Annotated in this window: 16 protein-coding genes; 5 read left to right on the forward strand and 11 right to left on the reverse strand. The window is 74.3% G+C overall.

Going from position 1 to position 17,245, the window contains the following annotated elements; translation table 11 throughout:
* Positions 1-101: 101 nt before the first annotated feature.
* Entirely contained in the window at positions 102-1,289 is a 1,188-nt protein-coding gene (locus ACFVT2_RS21780) for an SLC13 family permease (RefSeq protein ID WP_390020254.1), read from the forward strand.
* A gap of 17 nt (positions 1,290-1,306) precedes the next feature.
* Here the strand turns inward: ACFVT2_RS21780 and ACFVT2_RS21785 are convergent, their stop codons facing one another.
* The 5 genes from ACFVT2_RS21785 to ACFVT2_RS21805 all read right to left on the reverse strand — a co-directional run bounded on the left by ACFVT2_RS21785 (position 1,307) and on the right by ACFVT2_RS21805 (position 4,832).
* Positions 1,307-2,149 carry an inositol monophosphatase family protein gene (locus ACFVT2_RS21785; RefSeq protein ID WP_390020256.1) on the reverse strand — a complete coding sequence of 281 codons (843 nt, stop codon included), beginning with the start codon at positions 2,147-2,149 and terminating at the stop codon, positions 1,307-1,309.
* Positions 2,130-2,789, reverse strand: a complete 660-nt coding sequence (locus ACFVT2_RS21790) for a hypothetical protein (protein WP_390020258.1) — start codon at positions 2,787-2,789, stop codon at positions 2,130-2,132. Before ACFVT2_RS21790 ends, ACFVT2_RS21785 begins: the two co-directional genes overlap by 20 nt.
* Positions 2,790-2,808: 19 nt before the next feature.
* A complete protein-coding gene (locus tag ACFVT2_RS21795) occupies positions 2,809-3,759 on the reverse strand; it encodes a hypothetical protein (protein WP_390020261.1) in 951 nt (316 codons plus the stop codon).
* Positions 3,760-3,936: 177 nt separating this feature from the next.
* On the reverse strand, positions 3,937-4,299 hold the full coding sequence (locus ACFVT2_RS21800) for a DoxX family protein (protein ID WP_390020264.1): 363 nt from the start codon (positions 4,297-4,299) through the stop codon (positions 3,937-3,939).
* A gap of 38 nt (positions 4,300-4,337) precedes the next feature.
* Positions 4,338-4,832: a cupin domain-containing protein gene (locus ACFVT2_RS21805; protein ID WP_390020266.1), complete on the reverse strand. Its 495-nt coding sequence runs from the start codon at positions 4,830-4,832 to the stop codon at positions 4,338-4,340.
* A gap of 79 nt (positions 4,833-4,911) precedes the next feature.
* Here ACFVT2_RS21805 and ACFVT2_RS21810 point away from each other — a divergent pair, with 79 nt between their 5' ends.
* Positions 4,912-5,763, forward strand: a complete 852-nt coding sequence (locus ACFVT2_RS21810; RefSeq protein ID WP_390020268.1) for a LysR family transcriptional regulator — start codon at positions 4,912-4,914, stop codon at positions 5,761-5,763.
* Between the two features lie 129 nt (positions 5,764-5,892).
* On the opposite strand, the gene ACFVT2_RS21815 is transcribed toward ACFVT2_RS21810, so the two are convergent.
* Genes ACFVT2_RS21815 through ACFVT2_RS21825 form a run of 3 tightly spaced genes read right to left on the reverse strand, consistent with a single transcriptional unit; the run spans position 5,893 to position 11,080 of the window.
* Entirely contained in the window at positions 5,893-7,983 is a 2,091-nt protein-coding gene (locus tag ACFVT2_RS21815; RefSeq protein WP_390020270.1) for a serine/threonine-protein kinase, read from the reverse strand.
* 36 nt (positions 7,984-8,019) lie between these two features.
* Complete coding sequence (locus ACFVT2_RS21820) at positions 8,020-10,203, reverse strand: protein kinase (RefSeq protein ID WP_390020272.1); 2,184 nt, start codon at positions 10,201-10,203, stop codon at positions 8,020-8,022.
* 4 nt (positions 10,204-10,207) lie between these two features.
* Positions 10,208-11,080 (reverse strand): serine/threonine protein kinase, encoded by an 873-nt coding sequence (locus ACFVT2_RS21825; RefSeq protein WP_390020275.1) that lies wholly within the window; start codon positions 11,078-11,080, stop codon positions 10,208-10,210.
* Positions 11,081-11,114: 34 nt separating this feature from the next.
* Between ACFVT2_RS21825 and ACFVT2_RS21830 the strand changes: the two genes are divergently transcribed.
* Both ACFVT2_RS21830 and ACFVT2_RS21835 read left to right on the forward strand, forming a co-directional pair.
* A complete protein-coding gene (locus tag ACFVT2_RS21830; protein ID WP_390020277.1) occupies positions 11,115-11,414 on the forward strand; it encodes a hypothetical protein in 300 nt (99 codons plus the stop codon).
* A 295-nt stretch (positions 11,415-11,709) separates the two neighbouring features.
* The gene (locus tag ACFVT2_RS21835) at positions 11,710-12,018 is read left to right on the forward strand and encodes a hypothetical protein (RefSeq protein ID WP_390020280.1); all 309 of its coding nucleotides are present in this window, start codon (positions 11,710-11,712) and stop codon (positions 12,016-12,018) included.
* A 261-nt stretch (positions 12,019-12,279) separates the two neighbouring features.
* On the opposite strand, the gene ACFVT2_RS21840 is transcribed toward ACFVT2_RS21835, so the two are convergent.
* Positions 12,280-12,555, reverse strand: coding sequence for a hypothetical protein (locus tag ACFVT2_RS21840; protein ID WP_390020283.1), 276 nt, complete (start codon positions 12,553-12,555; stop codon positions 12,280-12,282).
* 493 nt (positions 12,556-13,048) lie between these two features.
* On the opposite strand from ACFVT2_RS21840, the gene ACFVT2_RS21845 reads away from it, so the two are divergent.
* Positions 13,049-13,636, forward strand: a complete 588-nt coding sequence (locus tag ACFVT2_RS21845) for a LuxR C-terminal-related transcriptional regulator (protein ID WP_390020285.1) — start codon at positions 13,049-13,051, stop codon at positions 13,634-13,636.
* A gap of 25 nt (positions 13,637-13,661) precedes the next feature.
* Here the strand turns inward: ACFVT2_RS21845 and ACFVT2_RS21850 are convergent, their stop codons facing one another.
* Both ACFVT2_RS21850 and ACFVT2_RS21855 read right to left on the reverse strand, forming a co-directional pair.
* Positions 13,662-15,440, reverse strand: a complete 1,779-nt coding sequence (locus ACFVT2_RS21850; protein ID WP_390020288.1) for an ATP-binding cassette domain-containing protein — start codon at positions 15,438-15,440, stop codon at positions 13,662-13,664.
* The gene (locus tag ACFVT2_RS21855; protein WP_390020291.1) at positions 15,437-17,230 is read right to left on the reverse strand and encodes an ABC transporter ATP-binding protein; all 1,794 of its coding nucleotides are present in this window, start codon (positions 17,228-17,230) and stop codon (positions 15,437-15,439) included. Before ACFVT2_RS21855 ends, ACFVT2_RS21850 begins: the two co-directional genes overlap by 4 nt.
* Positions 17,231-17,245 lie beyond the last annotated feature (15 nt).

Below are 17,245 nucleotides of genomic sequence, written 5' to 3' on the forward strand. Positions count from 1 at the left end.
GTATCCGCACGTCGCCGGCGTCGGGACCGCCGCCGGTCCCGACGCTCGCGGCCTCCCCCTCTCCCCCGCCCCGTCCGGCCGCGTGTGCGAGGCTGTCGGGCGTGCGATTCCTCAAGCGTCTGCATCCCCTGGACTGGCTCGCCGCCGGGCTGCTCGCCTGCGGCCTGGTGTGTGTGGCCACGGGGCTGCTGCCGGCCGCGCCCGCCGGGGCCGCGATGGCGCGTATCGGGCCGCTGCTGGTCTTCCTGGCGACGGTCATCGTGATGGCCGAACTGACCGGTCGGGCCGAGGTGTTCGACGCGGTGGCGTCCTGGGTGGCGCGGACCGGCAACGGCAGCTATCCGCGGCTGTTCGGGCTGTGCGTGCTCTTCGCGTCGGTCACCACCATCGTGCTGAACCTGGACACCACGGCGGTGCTGCTGACGCCGGTGATGCTCGCGCTGGCCGGGCGGGTGGGCATCGCGCCGGTGCCGCTGGCGATGACGACGGTCTGGCTCGCCAACACCGCGAGCCTGCTGCTGCCGGTGTCGAACCTGACGAACCTGCTGGCGTCGAACCGGGTCGGGCTCTCCCCCACCGCGATGGCCGCCACGATGGGCCTGCCCCAACTGGCGGCCGTCGCCGTGACGATGGTGTGCCTGTGGGGCTTCTACTGGCGGCGCGGACGGCGGGGCTCCGACGTGTACGTACCGCCCGAGCGGCGGGCGCCGGCCGATCCGGTGCTGTTCCGGGTGTGCGCGCTGGCGTGTGCCGGTTTCCTGGTGGCGATCCTCGTCGCGAACGTGCCGCTGTGGTCGGCGTCGCTGACCACGATGCTGATCGTGGTCGTCGCGTTCGCGGTGCGGCGCCCCGCCGAGCTGCGGTTGTCGCTGGTGCCGTGGCGGCTGCTGGTGCTGGTGCCGGGGATGTTCCTGGTCGTCGAGACGGTGAACGCGCACGGGCTGCACACGCTGCTGACGGCGGCGATCGGGCCGGACGGCGGCCTCGGCGGCATGCTCCGCTCGGCGGGCGTGGGCGCGGGCCTGTCCAACGTCCTCAACAACCTGCCGGTCTACATGGCGGGCGAGGCGGCGGTGCCGGTCGGCAACCACCACCAGTTGCTGGCGCTGCTCATCGGCACCAACGTCGGCCCGCTGGTCACGCCGTGGGCGTCGCTGGCGACGCTGCTGTGGTTCGAGCGGTGCCGCGGCCAGGGCATTGTCATCCCGCTGCGGCGCTTCATGGGCACGGGGTTCGTCCTGGCCGTGACGGCGACACTGGCGGCGACGGTGGCGCTGGCGGTGGGGTGAACGGCCCCCGGCCCCGCTCAGGCCGCCCGTGCGCGTGCGACCACGTCGAGCAGGTACGTCAGGGTGTCGCCACGGGCGGCGACGAAGCTGCGGTCGGTGTCCGGGCCGCCGGAGCTCACCGTGAAGGGGCCACCGGTCAGGGTGCGGAACTCCACGCCCGTCTCGGCGGCCAGCAGGGCGCCCGCGGGGAAGTCGATGCCCTCCGCGCGGTAGCCGACGAAGCCGCCGATCGCGCCGCGCGCCAGCATGCTCCAGCCCAGCAGCGGCGCCCACAACTGGAGCACCCGCCGGGTGCGGCGCTCCAGTTGGCCCCGCAGTCCCACGGCCACCGGGTCGGTCCGGTCCACCGCATGGCCCTGGGTCCAGGCCACCACCGGACCGCTGCGCGGCACCACGCCGTTCGGCCCCGGCAGCCGATCGTGGCCGCAGGAGGCGCCCTGGCCGCGGACGGCCCGCCAGGTGGAGCCGGTGACCGGTTCGTGCACCACGCCGACGACCGGCGCGCCGTCCACGCACAGTCCGATGCCGACGGCGTACGCGGTCAGGCCGATCGCGACGTTGTTGCTGCCGTCGAGCGGATCCACCAGCCAGGTGCGGCGGCTGACGGCGTCGAGGAGGCCCGCCTCCTCGGACAGGATCCGGTCGTGCGGGAAGTGCGTCTGGAGGCGGGCGAGGATGAGTTTCTCCGCGGCCAGGTCGAGGTCGGTGACGACGTCGCCCGAGGCGTCCTTGACGCCCACCGCACGCACCGTGCCGAAGCGGCCGCGTAGCAGGGTCCCCGCCTCCTCCGCCGCGGCGACGGCCACCCGCGTCTCGCTCGCGTACGGTCCGGCGCCCCGGTCACTCGCGCTGCTCGGCATGGATCCTCCTGAGTGCTGTGCGGACGGTCCGTTCGGTGTGTTCCGCACCGCACAGCCGACGCACCGTACGGTGGCCACGGCCGTGCAGGGGGCCCAGGGACAGGTCGGTGTGGCCGGGCAGCGACCGGCCGAGCACCAAGGTGGCGGCGGGCTGCCCGCGCGTGACGACGGTGGCGTGGAACTCCCCGGCCGGCAGGCTGTACGTCTCGCCGCTGCCGCTGGAGGCGGCGGGGCCCGGTGCGCAGTGCACCAGGCGGGGGGTGGGCCGCAGTTCGTCGACGCCCGAGGGTGCGCTGAAGACCTCGAAGATCCGGTGGGTGGGGGTGCGCGCCTCGTCCGTCACGGTGACCGGGAGGTTGCCGACCCGGCCGTAGAGGACGTAGCTGCGCAGCTCCCAGCTGTGGGCGTGCATGGGGTCTGCGGTGGGGTCGGCGGGGGTGCCGGTGCCGAAGAGGTGGACGCAGACGCCGCGGGCGCCGTCGCGGACGAGCGGCAGGCACAGGAAGCCGAGCGGGTGGTGGACCGCGCGTAACTCCCTTTTGCCGCAGGCGATGTCCTCCAGGGCGCCGGTGACGCTGGCGCGGGGCGCCTCCCGCGGGGCGCCGGGCCGGAGCAGTCGGTCGAGCGTGTCGTAGTCCATGAGCCGCGCCCGAGGCGTCTCACCTCCGGTAGGGGTCCTCAGCGTGCAGGGCTTTCTCGACGATCTCCGCGACGTCGGCGTCGCTGAACACCGAGGGAAGGGGGAGGTCGACGTCGTCGAAGACCGCGCGGACCTCGTCGACGGTCGGCTCGTCGCCCAGGGGGGCGATGCCGCGCAGGTCGAGGCGGACGGCCTGTTCGCGGCTCTGGTGCAGTTCGGTGACGTAGTAGTCGTAGAGCGGCTGGTCGCGGGCGACCAGGAGGTTGACGCGGTTCGGGTCGTCCTGGGTGATGATCAGGCAGGACTCGGAGAGGTCGAAGCGGAGGGTGGGGACGCCCGGTGAGAGGTGGACGCTGATCTCCAGAGTGTCGAGCCGCTGGCGGAACCAGCAGGCGGCCAGGACCGTGGCGTACGCCTCCTTGCGGGTGCGGTCGGCGGTCCAGGCGTGCGCCGCGTCGTCGTTGCGGCGGCGGGCGAAGGTCTGGCGGAAGCGGGCGTAGGCGGCACAGGCCCGCTCGTCCGCCGGGTTGATGATGTCGACCTTCACGCTGAGCTGGGCGCGCTGGCGGGTGGCGGCCTCGACGCACCGGGGCAGCGTGACGGCGCGCAGGTAGGTGCCGGTGCCGCCCTTGAAGTACCAGAGGTTGGTCTGTGCGCGGGCCCGTTCCAGCGCGTCGCCGACCTGGTCCCCCGAGAGGGAGCGGACCATGGCGAGGTCCTCCAGGGCGCGGCGGGTGCCCGCGGACGCCTCCCGGATGTCGGACTTGCGGCGCACCCGCTCCGTCATCGAGCCGACCGCGAGTGCGCCCAGCACCAGCAGCGTCGCGCCGGACGCCACCTTGTCGCTGATGACGTCGCCGAGGACGTCCATCAGGCCGATGGTCAGGCCGAGCCCCACGGCGATGAGCCCGTCCAGGTTCCTGATCGCCCAGGCGATGCCGAACTCCACCCGCCCCACACGCTGTACCACGTCGAGTCCCCCTCCCCGCTCCCTGGCATCGTAGGAGCAACGGGACGGCTCTGGCCAGGGCTACCCGACGACCTCAAGATCCTTTCCAGGGTGGGGAGTTACCGCACCGGGCCGGTGACGTGGCGTCTGAGCCCGCCGGCCCTGGGTGCGCCGAGCGCTCGCCGGTCCTTTCCGGCGTCACAGCCAGGTGGTTGCCAGCCAGAGGGTTACGGCCGCGGCCAGCAGGAGTGTGAGGTTGAGGGCGATCTGGCGGTCTCCGCGGCTCAGGTGGACCCTCGTCGCACCGATCTGAAGGACGACGAACCCGAGGGCCGCGGCCAGGGCCAGCCAGGGCGCGATGCCGGTCAACGGCGGGACGACCAGTCCGATCGCGCCGAGTACTTCGATCAGCCCGAGGGCCCTGACCGCCGGCATCGGTGTGCTGTCCACCCAGGCCATCATCGGTCGGAGCCGCTCACGGCTCCGGACCACCTTCACCCCGCCCCCGTAGAGGTAGAACAGGGCGAGCAGGCCGGCAACGATCCAATAAGCAACGTTCACGATTCCCCTCCGCGGATCTGATGTGAGTGCCCCCGCCCTCAGGCGAAGTCACCTGCGGGCTCGGTGGCATAGCGGCGCATCGTTCGGATACTCGCCTGGGGGGTCGGTGCCTGGCCGCCGGCAAACATGTCCTGCAGGTCTCGGAAGTACTGGACGTACAGGTCCGGTGTGAATGTGCTGAGCATGACGGCCGGTTGGTCCGTCACGTTGGCGAACGTGTGGGGGGCTCCGGGCGGGACCATCACGAGCGTGCCCGCGGTCGCGTCGTGGTGCCTGTCCCCGACCGTGAACCGCACCGTCCCGGAGATGACGTAGAAGCCCTCGTCGTGCTGGGCGTGACGGTGCTGCGGCGGTCCGGGCGTGTGCGGTGCGAGGACGGACTCGGCGAGCCCGAGACGGTGACCGGTGTTGCTGCCGTCTTCGAGGACGCGCATGCGCGTGGTGCCCAGGAAGATGGTCTCCCCGTCGCCCGGCCCGACCACCGATACGGCGGGGTCGGCAATCGGCTCGCTGGCCTTCGGTTGATCAGTCATGCCTCGATCCCACAGCCAGGCACCGCGACTGTCCAAGACCCGTTCTGCGAGGTCGATACCGTACGAGTATCGTCGCACCATGGAGCTACGCACGCTGCGCTATTTCGTGGCCGTCGCCGAGGAACTCCACTTCGGCCGGGCCGCCGCCCGGCTGCACATGAGCCAGCCACCCCTGAGCCGGGCGATCAAACAGTTGGAGACCGAGGCCGGCGCCCCGCTCCTGGATCGATCGCCCGCTGGTGTCACGCTCACCCCGGTGGGGGCGGTTCTGCTCGATGAGGCGCGCGCCGTGCTCGACCGGGCCGACCGGGCACGCGCCCGGGTGGCCGCGGCGGCCGGCAACGCCACCCTCACCGTCGGCATCCTGGGCGACAGTGACGACCCGGGCGCCACACGGCTGGCCCGCGCCCACCACCGGCAGCACCCGCGCGTCGAGACCCGCATCCGCGGCACGGACCTGACCGACCCCACCTGCGGGCTGCACGCCGGAGTGGTCGACGTCGCCCTGACCCGCGGCCCGTTCGACGAGACCGGCCTGACCGTGCACGAGCTGCGTGCCGACCCGGTGGGGGCCCTGCTGCGCGCCGACGATCCGCTGGCCCGCCGCGACCGCCTGATCCTGGCCGACCTGGCCGACCGCCGCTGGTTCCGGTTCCCGGAGGGCACCGACCCCCGCTGGCAGTCTTACTGGAACGGCGGGGAACCCCGCGAGGGTCCGGTGGTGCGCGCAGTTCAGGAATGCCAGCAGGCCGTTCTCTGGAACGGCACGGTCGGCATGACCCTCCTGGACCACGAGCCGGTGCAGGGGCTCACGGTGGTACCGCTGATCGACATGCCACCGAGCCGTGTGGTGGTGGCATGGAACGCGGGCGACACGAATCCACTGGTCCGCTCGTTCGTCCAGCTCGCGGCCGCCGCCTACCGCGACTGAGCGCCCCACCCGCGGCGTACCGACACGACCCCGGCTCGAACCCTTCCGCCGGCGAAGAAGAACCGGCTCGGGAAGCGGACCGCTGCCGGAGTACCCAGGGCCGATCCGACCGTGCTCCCCGGACCGGCCCTAGTACACCGGCAGTGCCAGCAGTGTCGTGTGGTTGAGGACGAAGAGGCGGTTGCCGCTGGCGGCGATGGAGCGGGGTCGGCCACCGGAGAGGGGGTACGTCTGGGGTCGGCCCTGTCCCGAGCGCGGCAGGCCGGTCACTCCGGTTTCCTCGCTCTCCACGATCCAGACGCCGTTGCCCTGGACGACCGGTGGCAGCCACGGCGGGACGACGCCGGCGACCATCATCGGGTCGGCGGCCTGGCTGCCGTCGACGCGCACCGACCGCAGTGCGTCGCAGTCCAACGCGTGGACCACGCCGCCGGACACGGCGGGCGGGCCCCAGCCGCCGGCGCCGCGCCTGGGCGGTCGCAGCGGGTTCAGGGCCCACAGCTGGCGGCCGCCGGCGACCTCCACCGCCGCCAGGGTGCGGCCGCCGAGATAGGCGGTGCCGCCGTCGATGGCGGGCCGCAGCGCTCCGTCGGCCTGGCCCTTGCGGACCCAGGCGCGGGCGCCGTTGTCGGCGCGGACCGCGGCCACGTCGCCGGTCTGTGTGCACAGCACCAGGTGGCCGGCGCCGAGGGCCGCGACGGGGTGGCCGCCGGACAGTGCCAACGGTGGCTGCCGGGTCCAGCGCACCTTCCCGTCGGTCCCCACGCAGCGCAGTCGGCCGTCGGTGGTCAGCAGGTAGACGGCGTGGGCGTCCGCGGCCAGCAGGGCCCCCACCTTCGCGTCCACCGTCCACCGGGGCGATCCTGTGGCGGCGACCCAGGTGCGCAGCGTCCCCTCACGGTCGGCGGTGGCCACCAGGCGGTCCCCGATCGAGAGGTAGCCGGCGTCCGCCTTCGCGTCGCCGACCCGCCACCGTTCCCGGCCGTCGGTGACCCGGCGCGCCGCGATGCCGCCGCCGGAGGCGCCGAACACCACCACGTCGCGCACCGGCAGTGGGGCCGGCGACCCGGTGTCGGCGATGTCCTGGAGGGGGCCCCACAGCGGCTTCGGGGTGCCGTCGGCGGAGCCCAGCGGCGCGGCCTGCACCTGAGCGGCGGGCGGGATGTCGAAGGGATCTGCCGGGGTGTCATTTCGGCTGAGCCACCAGGCGGTGCCGCCGCCCGCCGCGGCCAGCAGCGCGCCACCGCCGGCGGCCGCGACCAGCAGGCGCCGCCGGGTGAGGCCGGGGCCGCCGCCGGCCACCGCGTCCCCCGGGGCGGGCGGGGGGCCGGCCGGCCGGGACGTCAGGCGCCGTGCCGCCACCTCCCGTTGGCGGATCTCCTCCCCCAGTCGACCGGACTTCCACAGTTTCTCGGGCTGCCGTGGGGCCGCCGCGGCGTCGGCGACCTGGCCGGGCAGCGGGCGGGCCGCCGGGTCCTTGGCGAAGCAGGGCGTGAGGAGGTACCGCAGGGCCTCGGGCACGGCCGCCAGGTCGGGGTCGCCGTGCACGACCTCGTACAGGACGGCCGTGATCTCGGCGCCGGTGTACGCCGGGCGGCCGGCCGCGGCGAAGGCGAGGACGGCGCCGAGGGAGAAGACGTCGGCGGCCGGTCCGACGCGCCGGCCGAGGACCTGTTCCGGCGCGCCGTAGCCGGGGGTGACCGGGATCTGTCCGGTGCGGGTGAGGGTCAGGCCGTGTTCGGGGCGGGCGATGCCGAAGTCGATCAGGCGGGGGCCGCCCGAGGTGAGGACGACGTTGGGGGGCTTCACGTCCCGGTGGACGAGCCCCGTGGCGTGCACGTCCTGGAGCGTGCGGGCCAGTGACCGCGCCAGCTCCCGCACGGCGGCGTCGTCGAGCGGCCCGAAGCGCGTGACGGCGTCGTCCAGCGTCGGGCCGGCCAGGAACTCGGTGGCGATCCACGGCCGGCCGCCCTCCAACTCGGCGGCCAGGACGCGCGCCACGCCCTCGCTGGTCACCGCCTGCGCGGTCCGCGCCTCGCGGAGGAAACGCTCGGCCAGGTGCCCGTCGTGGGCGAGTTCCGGCAGCAGGACCTTCACCGCGGCGGGGCGTCCGGAGGCGTCCACGCCGAAGTACACCTTGCCCATGCCGCCCTCGCCGAGGACGCCGTGGAGGCGGTAGGGGCCCAGGCGCAGCGGGTCTCCCTGGCCGAGGGGTTTCACGGGTGGTCGTCTCCTGGAGCGTGAAGGGGCGGTGTGTCAGGCGAGCGGCAGGGCGAGGGTCCGCTTCTCCTGGCGGACGTACAGGTGGCCGGCCTCGGCGTCGGCGGTCAGGACGACGGGCGTGGCCTCGTAGGTCCAGGCGGCCTTGCGGGCCTGGAGGTCGACGGCGCGTACGCCCTTGTCATCGGCGCAGTAGGCGTACCGCTTGCCGACCGCCGGGGCCACGTCCCGCAGGCTCTTCCTGCCGGACAGCCCCTTCTCCTGCCAGTTCAGCGTGCCGGAGAGGGCATCCACCGCGAGCAGCCCCCGGTCCGCCTCGGTGCAGTAGACGACGCCGTCCTGGATGACAGGCGTGCCGTAGCGCCGCTCCTCCCCCGCGCTGTCGCCGACGGCGCGCCCCATGCCGAAGAGCCACGCCAGCCCTCCGTCGGACAGTCGGCCGGCGGTGAGGCTCTCGGCGCCCGTGTAGATGTTGCGGTCGTCGATGACCAGGCGGGACGGGGGTGCGCCCGCGAACGTCTCGGAGAAGTTCCACAGTTGGCGGCCGTTGGCCTTGTCGTGCACGGACAGGCGGATGAACTTCGAGCCCTGCGCCGGGCTCCCGCACACCACCACCCGGGACCCCGCCACGGCGCCGCACAGCGCGGGCGGCATGCCCTCGTTCTGCGGCCCGTCCACCGGGCTGCGCCAGCGTTCCTTGGCGGTGCCCAGGTCGGCCGCGACCAGGTACCAGTGCCCGTCGGAGGCGGCCTTGGCCACCAGGTACGCGACGCCGTCGACGACGCACAGCAGTTGGTTGAGCTTCTCCTTGCCGGCGAACGCGGACAGCTCCACCAGGGGCTTGCCCAATTGCCCGTCGGTCTGCCCGACCTCGCACACCGCAAGCGACGCCCCGTCCTGGTACCCCCGCAGGGCGTAGAGCCGGGTGCCGTCGGTGGCCGAACGGTAGGTCTCCTCGATGTTCGCCTGCCACGTCGCGTTGCCCGATTCGGCGTTGACGCCGCAGAGCACGATGCCCGCGCGCATGGCCAGGTTCCGGCCCACCCGCATCACCTCGCCGCCGGATTCCGGACACCACAGGCCGGTGCTCCACAGCACGGCCGGCGGCTTCGGCCGCTCGACGGCGTCCTTCTTCGAAGTGCCGCCGCCACCGCCGCCGGAGTCCCCGAACAGGGCCCAGCCCCCGCCACCGAGGAGCCCACCCCCCAGGAGCGCGCCGCCGGCCACGGTCAGCAGCAGCCGCCGCCGGGAGACCCCCGGTGCGGCGGCCGGCTCGGCCCTCGGCGCCTCCGTGGGGGCCGGCGGCGGCAAGCGGTGCGGCGGCTCGCGCCAGGCATCGTCGCTGCGCCGGGCGATCTCCCGCAGCACCGCGTCGGGCAGCAGCTCCGCGAAGTCGCCGGGTCCGGCCGGGGCGTGGCCGGCACCGCCCAGTGCGGTGCGCAACTCGGTGGTGGACGGGCGGTGCGCGGGGTCCTTGGCCAGGCAGCGGGCGAGCAGGGGACGCAGCGCCTCGGGGACCCGGCCGAGCTCCGGCTCGCCGTACCGGACGCGGTACAGCAGGTCGGTGGGGGCCCCGCCGCCGAACGGGCCGACGCCGGTGGCGGCGAAGACCAGCACGCCCGCCAGCGCGAACACATCGCCCGGCGACGCGTGTTCCAGGCCCGCCGCCTGCTCGGGCGACATGAACGCCGGTGTTCCCACGGCGCTGCCGACGTTCGTGAGGTGCTCGTCGCCGAAGGCCCGGGCGATACCGAAGTCGATGATCCGCGGGCCCCGTGCCGTCACCAGGACATTGGACGGCTTCAGGTCGCGGTGCACCACCTCCGAGCGGTGGAGCTGCTCCAGCCCGGCGGCGAGCGACGCGCCCAGCGCGCGTACGGCCGGCACCGGCAGCGGCCCGCCGGCCTCGACGGCGGCATCGAGCGGCGGGCCGAGGACGTACTCCGTCGCCAGCCACGGGGTCGGTGCCTGGGGGTCGGCGTCGACGACCTCCGCGCCGTGCTCGGAACCGATGACGCGTGCCGCGTCCGCCTCCAACCGGAATCGGGTCCGCAGTGTGGTGTCCGAGGCGAGACGGGTGTGCATGGTCTTCACCGCGACCGTGCGGCCGCCCGCCGAACGGGCCAGGTAGACGGTGCCCATGCCGCCCCCACCGAGGCGGGCGAGGATCCGGAACGGGCCGACGGTGTACGGATCGTCGTACAGAAGTGGGGAGATCATGGCCTCAGCGCTCATGGGTGGGGAGTGCGGCGGCGAGGACCTCCGCCGACTGACGTGACAGCGCCTCGACGACGCGGCCGGGCAGTGACACCGGCTCGGTGGCGCCGGCCAGTCCGCCGTACGCCGCGCCCGGCAGCAACTCCGCCAGTACCCTTGCCGGTTCGGGTCGGCCCTGCGGGTCGCGCGAGCGGCACGCCGAGATGAGGTCGCGCAGGCCGGCGGGGATCTCGTCGCGCTCCGGGACGGTGTGCCCCGTCGCCGCGTACGCCAGCACGGCGCCCAGGGCGTAGACGTCGCCGGCCCGGTCCGCGGGGCCGCCCGCGGCCCGTTCTGGAGCGAGGCAGCCGGTGTCCAGGCCGGTGGTCGGTGCGGGCGAGTGCTCGGCAAGGAGGTGGGCGCGGGTCGCGCCGAAGCAGCCCAGGAGCGGCCCACAGGCGGTCAGCAGCACACCCGCCGGGCACACGCCGCCGTGCACGATGCCCAGGACGTGGGCCGAGGCCAGGGCTTCGGCCAGCGTGCCGCCGAGCGTGCGGACCAAGAATTCCGGCAGCGGGCCGCCGTACGCGGCCAGAACGGCCGGCAGCGGCAGCGCGGGCCGATAGGGGCTGGCGTACCAAGGGAAGGCCGGCGTCCCCCCGAGCTGGGCGACCGGCCAGAACCCGGGCTGGGTCAGCCGGGCCGCCTGTTGTGCCTCGGCCGCCCACCACGCCGGGTCACTGCCGGAGGCCGGCAGGCACGCCACGACGGTGTGCCCGCCGTCAGCGCTGCGGGCCAGATAGCGACGTTCGGGTTCGCCCCGGCCGCCGTCCGCGTCGAGACGTGCCAACGTCACGAAATCCCCGATCCGCGGTGGATCGTCCTGCCGCAGCTGCTCCACTCTGCTGTTTCTCCCCGTCAGGCGCGTTACGGCCGTGAGCCTATATACGGCCCGAAGTCGAAGGGAACGCGGGTCCGCATCCGGGCATCTCAAGGCCGGTCCCCTCACACCGGGCGAGTCGGCACGAGTCGCCCACGCCCTCCTCACCGACTTCGGGATCGCCGCCCACGAGGCCGACACCCGCATGACCGCCACCGGAATGGTCATCGGCTCCGCCGCGTACATGGCCCCCGAACGCATCGACGGCACGCACGACGGCCCGGCCGGCGACCTGCTTCTCCCTCGGCGCCACCCTCTACGAGGCGGCTACGGGCACGTCCCCGTTCGGTCGTGAGACGCGCACCGCCACGCTCAATGCCGGCTGCCTCCACACTCCCGCACCGGCCGAGCCGCCCGGCCCGCTCGCGGAGCTGATCACAGCACTGCTCGACAAGGACCCCGAGCAACGCCCCACCCCCGCCGAGGGGTTGCGCACGCTCGACGAGCATCGGCCACCCCGTACGAAGCCGATGCCCCTCCCGACGCCGCGAGCGGGCCGGCGGAGCCGGCGCGGTCCCGGGCCCAGCCGAGTGGCCGTCGGGGGCGGCACGCTCAGGGGCGACGACGGGCGCACACCGGCGAAGCGGGAGGTGGAACACCAGGAGGAGAAAGGGTCCTTCGACGTTGCTCCGCTGCTCGGCGGGCTCTTCTTCGTCCTCTTGGGAACAGTCGCCAGCGTTCTCGTCGGCGCGTTCGCCTACACCCTGGCCTGCGAGGACCCCGGCTCCGGAGAGGTACTCGGGATCAGTGCGGTCTGCGGGGGTACCGTCGCCTTCGGCTCGGTGGGCGTCCTGCGGGGACTGCGCGTACCGGACGCCATGGCCACCGTGGGCGCGCTCACGATCGGCGTGCTGTGGACGCTGGTGCTGACGGCGACCCTGTGGCCGCGGGTCCGCTGACCGGCTTCGGGGGATGTCTTCGAGTGGCTCGAACCGGGCTGCTCTGTCGCTGACTTCTCGGGAACGTCACGCCCGGCATCGGCGGACCCTGTCCCCGACCGCGATGCGGAATCCCTACAGAAGTCTTCCCCAGTCTTCCGCCAGGAACGGTGCTTCGCCTCGGGCGAGGGCACCGCCACCGCGCCCCCGACCGGCCGGGCCCTGCCGTTGGCGCTGCCCCCCGCACCCCGGAGCAGCGTGCTCCGGGGTGCGGGGCTGGTGTCAGCGGCGTCCTCTGCCGCCGTCCACGTCGATGCCGTAGATGCTGCCCCCGGCGCTCTGGACGACCTTGGTGATCCGCTTGTTGGCGCTGATGCCGACGTCCGTGCGGCAACCGTCCGTGGGCGGGAACAGCAGGCTGAGGCTGAACGACGGTGCGCAGCGCACGTCCTCGATGAACCGGTCGCCCCCGCCCTTCGCGCTGGCCGTGCCTGCCACTGACAGCAAGAGCGCACCGGCCCCGAGGGTCCCCGCGACCACACGCAATGCCTTACCCATGACGGAACTTCCTTCCTTTACCGGTCCCGGTCTGATTCCGGGATCACCGCGACAACGAACCAGGAACCGGAAGATCACGCTCCGTTACTCCGTCACAGTGACGGGTTTTGAAAATTGCCCGGGCACCGGCCCGCCCGGCGGGGTGACGGTGGCAGGAATGCGTCGCCGGCCGGGGGCGCGGGCCGCCGGGAGCACTGTGCGGTTCCTACGGAGATGTCGCCGGCCGGCTGCGGTTCCGTTGCGGCCCGGTGGCGGTCGACCGGCCGTGCGCGGTGTCCACGGCGGGCGGCCGGGCTCCGGGGCGGATGGATCAAGGCCGGCGGGCGGGAGGAGATTGTGTGATCCCGCTATGTCCGGCATGTATTGGACAGTGCGTCAATACGGTGGCGAAGTGTCTTTTCAGGTCAGCCGGGCCGGAACCTGCCCGGTGTCGGGCCCGGCCGGTGAGAATCTCAGCCGTGCATCCAGAGTCGGCCGGCCCGAAGGGACACAGGTGATCCGGGTCTTGGTGGTTCATGAGACACGGCTGTTGCGCTCGGCGCTGGCCGCGCTGCTGCGTGACGAGGAGAACATCGAGGCGGTCGCCGCCTGCTGGAGCAGTGCGCCCGGCACGGCCCGGTCCTTCCGTCCGCAGGTGTGCGTGGTGGACGGCGACTGCGTCGACCCGATCCCGACGGCCACCCCGCCCGGCGGGCCGGACTGCGCCCTGCTCGTCCTCGCCAGCGCCTGCCGGCCGGGCGTACTGCGACGGGCCCTGGCCGCCAAGGCCCGCGGGTTCGTGGACAAGGACGCGTCCCCGGATCGTTTGCGGGACGCGGTGCGCCTGGTCGCGGCGGGCGAGCGCTACCTCGACCACTCCCTGGCCCGCGACCTCCTGCACGCCTCCGACATGCCCCTGACCGCCCGTGAGTTGACGGTGCTGCGGCTCGTCGCGAAGGGGGCCGGCGTGTCGGAGATAGCGGGCGAGCTCTATCTGAGCAAGGGGACGGTGCGCAATTACATGGCGGCCATCAACCGCAAGACCGGCGCCCGGAACCGGGTCGACGCGCTCCGCATCTCCCAGGCGGCGGGCTGGGTGTAGCGCGCCGGTCGTCCTGCCCGCGCCGTCAACGGCTGCGGGCCTCCGTCCGGGGCCGCTCCGGGCGCCGCGGATCCCACCCTCCGGCCAGGTCGCGGTAGAGCGGTGAGCACCGGAGGAGTTCGGCGTGCGTGCCGAGGGCGGTGTGGGTGCCGTCCAGGACCAGGATGCGATCGGCCCGCCGGGCGGAGCTGATCCGGTGCGCGACGACCACGAGGGTGCCGGGACGGTTGCGGAAGGCGCGTTCGGCGCGTTCTTCGGCGGCCGGGTCGAGATGGCAGGTGGCCTCGTCGAGGAGTACCAGCGGGGCCGGGGAGAGGTGGGCCCGGCCCAGCGCGAGCAGTTGGCGCTCGCCCTGGGACAGTGCGGCCGGGTCGAGTGGGGCGTCCAGTCCGCCCAGCCGGTCCACGAGCGGGCCCAGGCCGACGGCGTCCAGGGACGCCTCGACGGCCTGGGGCGGCGCGCCGTCGGGGCAGAGGTACAGCAGGTTCTCGCGCACCGTTCCGGTGAACACGTATGCCTGCTGCGGGATGAGGACGCGGTGCCGGTCGGGGCCGGTGGTGGTCGCGGACGGTGCCTGGCCGGCGATGCGCACCTCGCCGGACGTGGGCGTGAGCAGCCCGGCGGCGAGTCCGGTGAGGGTGGATTTGCCGGTTCCGCTCGGTCCGACGACCACGAGGTGTTCGCCCGGTTCGACGGTGAGGTCCAGGTCGCGGAGGACCGGTTGGGCGCCGGTGCCGTAGGAGAAGGTGGCGGCGCGGAATTCCACTCGGGGTCCGGTGGCGGGCGGTGCCGTCGGCTCCGGCGGTGGCGTCGGGTGCGGCGGTGGCGTCGGGTGCGGGACGGGCGGTGCCCCGCCGGTGAGCCGTTCGAGGACCACCAGGAGTCTGGTGCCGGCGGAGCCGAGGGCCTGCATCACGGTCTGGAGGGCGGGTTGCAGCGCCTGGGTCAGGTAGGTGAGGGCGCCCAGGACGGCCCCGGTGGTGAGGTGCCTTCGCATCAGCCAGGGGGTGGCGGTGAGCAGCAGGAGTACGGGCAACTGGCCGGCGATGCCGAGCGCGAGACTGCGGGCGGCCGTCCAGCGCGCCAGGCGCCGTGCCGTCCGGGCCTCGGCCTCGATCAGGGCGTACGTGCGGGCCGCCGTCCGGCGTTGGGCCCCGCAGGCGACCACGTCGCGCAGTCCGGTGGTCACCGCGCCGAGCTGCGCGGCCAGGGCCTCGTCGGCGTGCAGGAAGGCCCGTTGGTGGCGGGCCATCGGGACGAGGGTGGCCAGGAAGAGGGCCAGGCCGACCAGGAGCGGCGGTACGACGACGAGCAGGAGTTCCGGGGCGAGCGAGAGCAGCCCGAACAGGGCCCCGGCGACGGTGAAGACGAAGGAGCGGGCCACCAGCACCAGGCCGGCGAAGCTGTCCCGGGCCAGTTCGGTCTGGTTGGTCAGGCGGGAGACCACCGCGGTGTCCGCCGGGCGGGACGGGTCCGCCACCGCCCGGCCCAGTGCGGCGGTGACCACCCCGCGCACCAGCCGGTCGCGCAACGGCTCGACCAGTTCGGCCAGCCCCCGGAAGACACCGCGGCCCGCGGCCCCGCCGAGGACGACGGCCACCGCGGCGACGGCCAGCCAGGCCAGGCCGGTGCCGGTCCGGCCGGCCAGGAAGCCGGCGTCGAGGGCGTGGGCGACGGCGTAGCCGCTGAGGAAGGTGTGGCCGGACTCCAGCGCGGACCAGCCCGCCATCACCAGGAGCGCCCGGGGCCGGGCCCGCAGGAAGCGCAGGGCGCGGGGCAGCAGCCGGTGGACGGGGGCCGTCATGGGGTGGCCCGCGGTTCGGCGGGGGCCGGGGCGTCCGGGGCGCCGGGGGCGAAGACCGCCCGGTACGCGGCGTCCTGCCAGAGCCGGGCGTGCGGTGCGACCGCCCGGACCCGCCCGTCCGCGATCCAGGCGACCAGGTCGGCGCGGGCCGCGGAGGCGACCCGGTGGGTGATCAGCAGCCGGGTGCCCGGCCGTACGTCGTGCAACAGGGCCTGGGTGACCCGGTGTTCGGTGACGGTGTCCAGTCCGGAGGTGGCGTCGTCGAGGATGAGCAGCCGGCCGGCGTGGGCGAAGGCCCTGGCCAGTCCGATGCGTTGGTGCTCGCCGCCGGAGAGTGGCGCCCGGTCCGGCGGGGTGCGGTACCCGTGCGGCAGCAGCCGGATGAACGCGTCCGCACCGGCGGCGCGGGCCGCGGCCACCCGGTGGCGTTCGCCGGCCGGTTCGTCGGGGCCGAAGTCGATGGCCTCGCCGAGGGTGTCGCCGAACAGCGCGGGCCGCTCGAAGGCGTAGCCGACCTCCCGGCGCAGCTGGCGCGGGTCGACCGTTTCGAGGGGGACGCCGTCCAGCAGGACGCATCCGGCGTCGGGGTCGACGAGCCGTCCCGCGACGGCCGCCAGCGCGGACTTGCCGGCGCCCGAGGCACCGACCACCGCCATGGTCGTACCACCCGGCACGACCAGGTCCACGTCGTGCAGCGCGGGTGTGCCGTCGCGGACCACGGTGACCGCACGCAGTTCGAGCCGTCCGGGGCCGTCGGCGGGCAGGGGGTGGGAACCGGCGGCGAGCGCGGGCAGGGCGTGGAGTTCGCCCAGGCGCCGGGCCGCGGACCGGCTGCGCACCAGGGCGTTGAGCGCTCCGGTGACGCCGCCGAGCCCGGCGGCCAGGTTGGCGTAGCGGGCGGCGGCGAGGAGTTCGCCGACGGTGAGGGCGCCGTGGGCCAGCCGGATGCCGCCGACGGCCAGTACCGCGGTGGTCAGCAGGGGCACCAGGACGGCGCTGCCGGCCACGGCGTTCCCGTAGACCCGCCACATCTGCCGTCCCTGTGCGCCGAGTTGTGGCAGTGGGGCGAGGATCCGGTGGCGTTCGGTGTGCAGGGTTCCGGCGGCGGCGATGGTCCGGGCCCCGCCGAGCGCCTCGACGAGGCGGGCGGCGAGCTCGGCCTGGGCATGCTGGTAGCGGCGCACGACGGCGGAGGAGTCTCGGGTGAAGGACCGCAACAGTCGGACCAGCAGCGGGAGTCCGGCGACGAACACGGCGGCCAGCCAGGGGTCGGTGAGGGCCAGCGCGAGCAGGGCGCCGACGGGGGTGAGCAGGGCCGCCACTCCCCCGGCCACGGTACTGGGCGCGGTCCCGGCCTCCGCGGCGTTGCCGGTCAGGCGGGTCACCAGGTCGCCGGGGGCGAAGCGGTCGGCCGCCCGGTGCGGGGCGAGGGACAGCAGGTGGTCCAGGCCGCGGCGGCGCAGCCAGGCGGTGCTGCGGGCGGTGGTGGTGCCGCCGGTGTGGGTGACCAGCGCTTCCAGGAGGACTTCCGCGGCGAGCAGGGCGGCGCTCAGTGCGAGCGCGCCGGGCGCGGCCGGGGCGTTCGCCAGCAACAGGTCGAGGGTGCGACCGAGTTGGGCGGGCAGGGCCAGGGCGGCTCCGGCGGCGGCCAGGGCGCAGAGGCAGAGCGCCACGGTTCCGGTCGCGCTGTGTCGGAGCGCGCCGAGGAGCACCGTTGCGGTGGCGTCCCCGTGGCCGCGGGGTCGCGCGGCCGGCGCGGTCGCGGCGGAACGACGAGGGGCTGCGGGCACGGTGGGAACGTCACC

Origin of the sequence: Streptomyces sp. NPDC058000 (genome assembly GCF_042886435.1) — a bacterium.
GTDB lineage: Bacteria > Actinomycetota > Actinomycetes > Streptomycetales > Streptomycetaceae > Streptomyces.

Bases quoted from the DNA above. Each gene is read 5' to 3' on its own strand.
- ACFVT2_RS21785 (WP_390020256.1), bottom strand. From the start codon at position 2,149: ATGCCGAGCAGCGCGAGTGACCGGGGCGCCGGACCGTACGCGAGCGAG.
- ACFVT2_RS21790 (WP_390020258.1), bottom strand. From the start codon at position 2,789: ATGGACTACGACACGCTCGACCGACTGCTCCGGCCCGGCGCCCCGCGG.
- ACFVT2_RS21805 (WP_390020266.1), bottom strand. From the start codon at position 4,832: ATGACTGATCAACCGAAGGCCAGCGAGCCGATTGCCGACCCCGCCGTA.
- ACFVT2_RS21810 (WP_390020268.1), top strand. From the start codon at position 4,912: ATGGAGCTACGCACGCTGCGCTATTTCGTGGCCGTCGCCGAGGAACTC.
- ACFVT2_RS21820 (WP_390020272.1), bottom strand. From the start codon at position 10,203: ATGATCTCCCCACTTCTGTACGACGATCCGTACACCGTCGGCCCGTTC.
- ACFVT2_RS21840 (WP_390020283.1), bottom strand. From the start codon at position 12,555: ATGGGTAAGGCATTGCGTGTGGTCGCGGGGACCCTCGGGGCCGGTGCG.
- ACFVT2_RS21850 (WP_390020288.1), bottom strand. From the start codon at position 15,440: ATGACGGCCCCCGTCCACCGGCTGCTGCCCCGCGCCCTGCGCTTCCTG.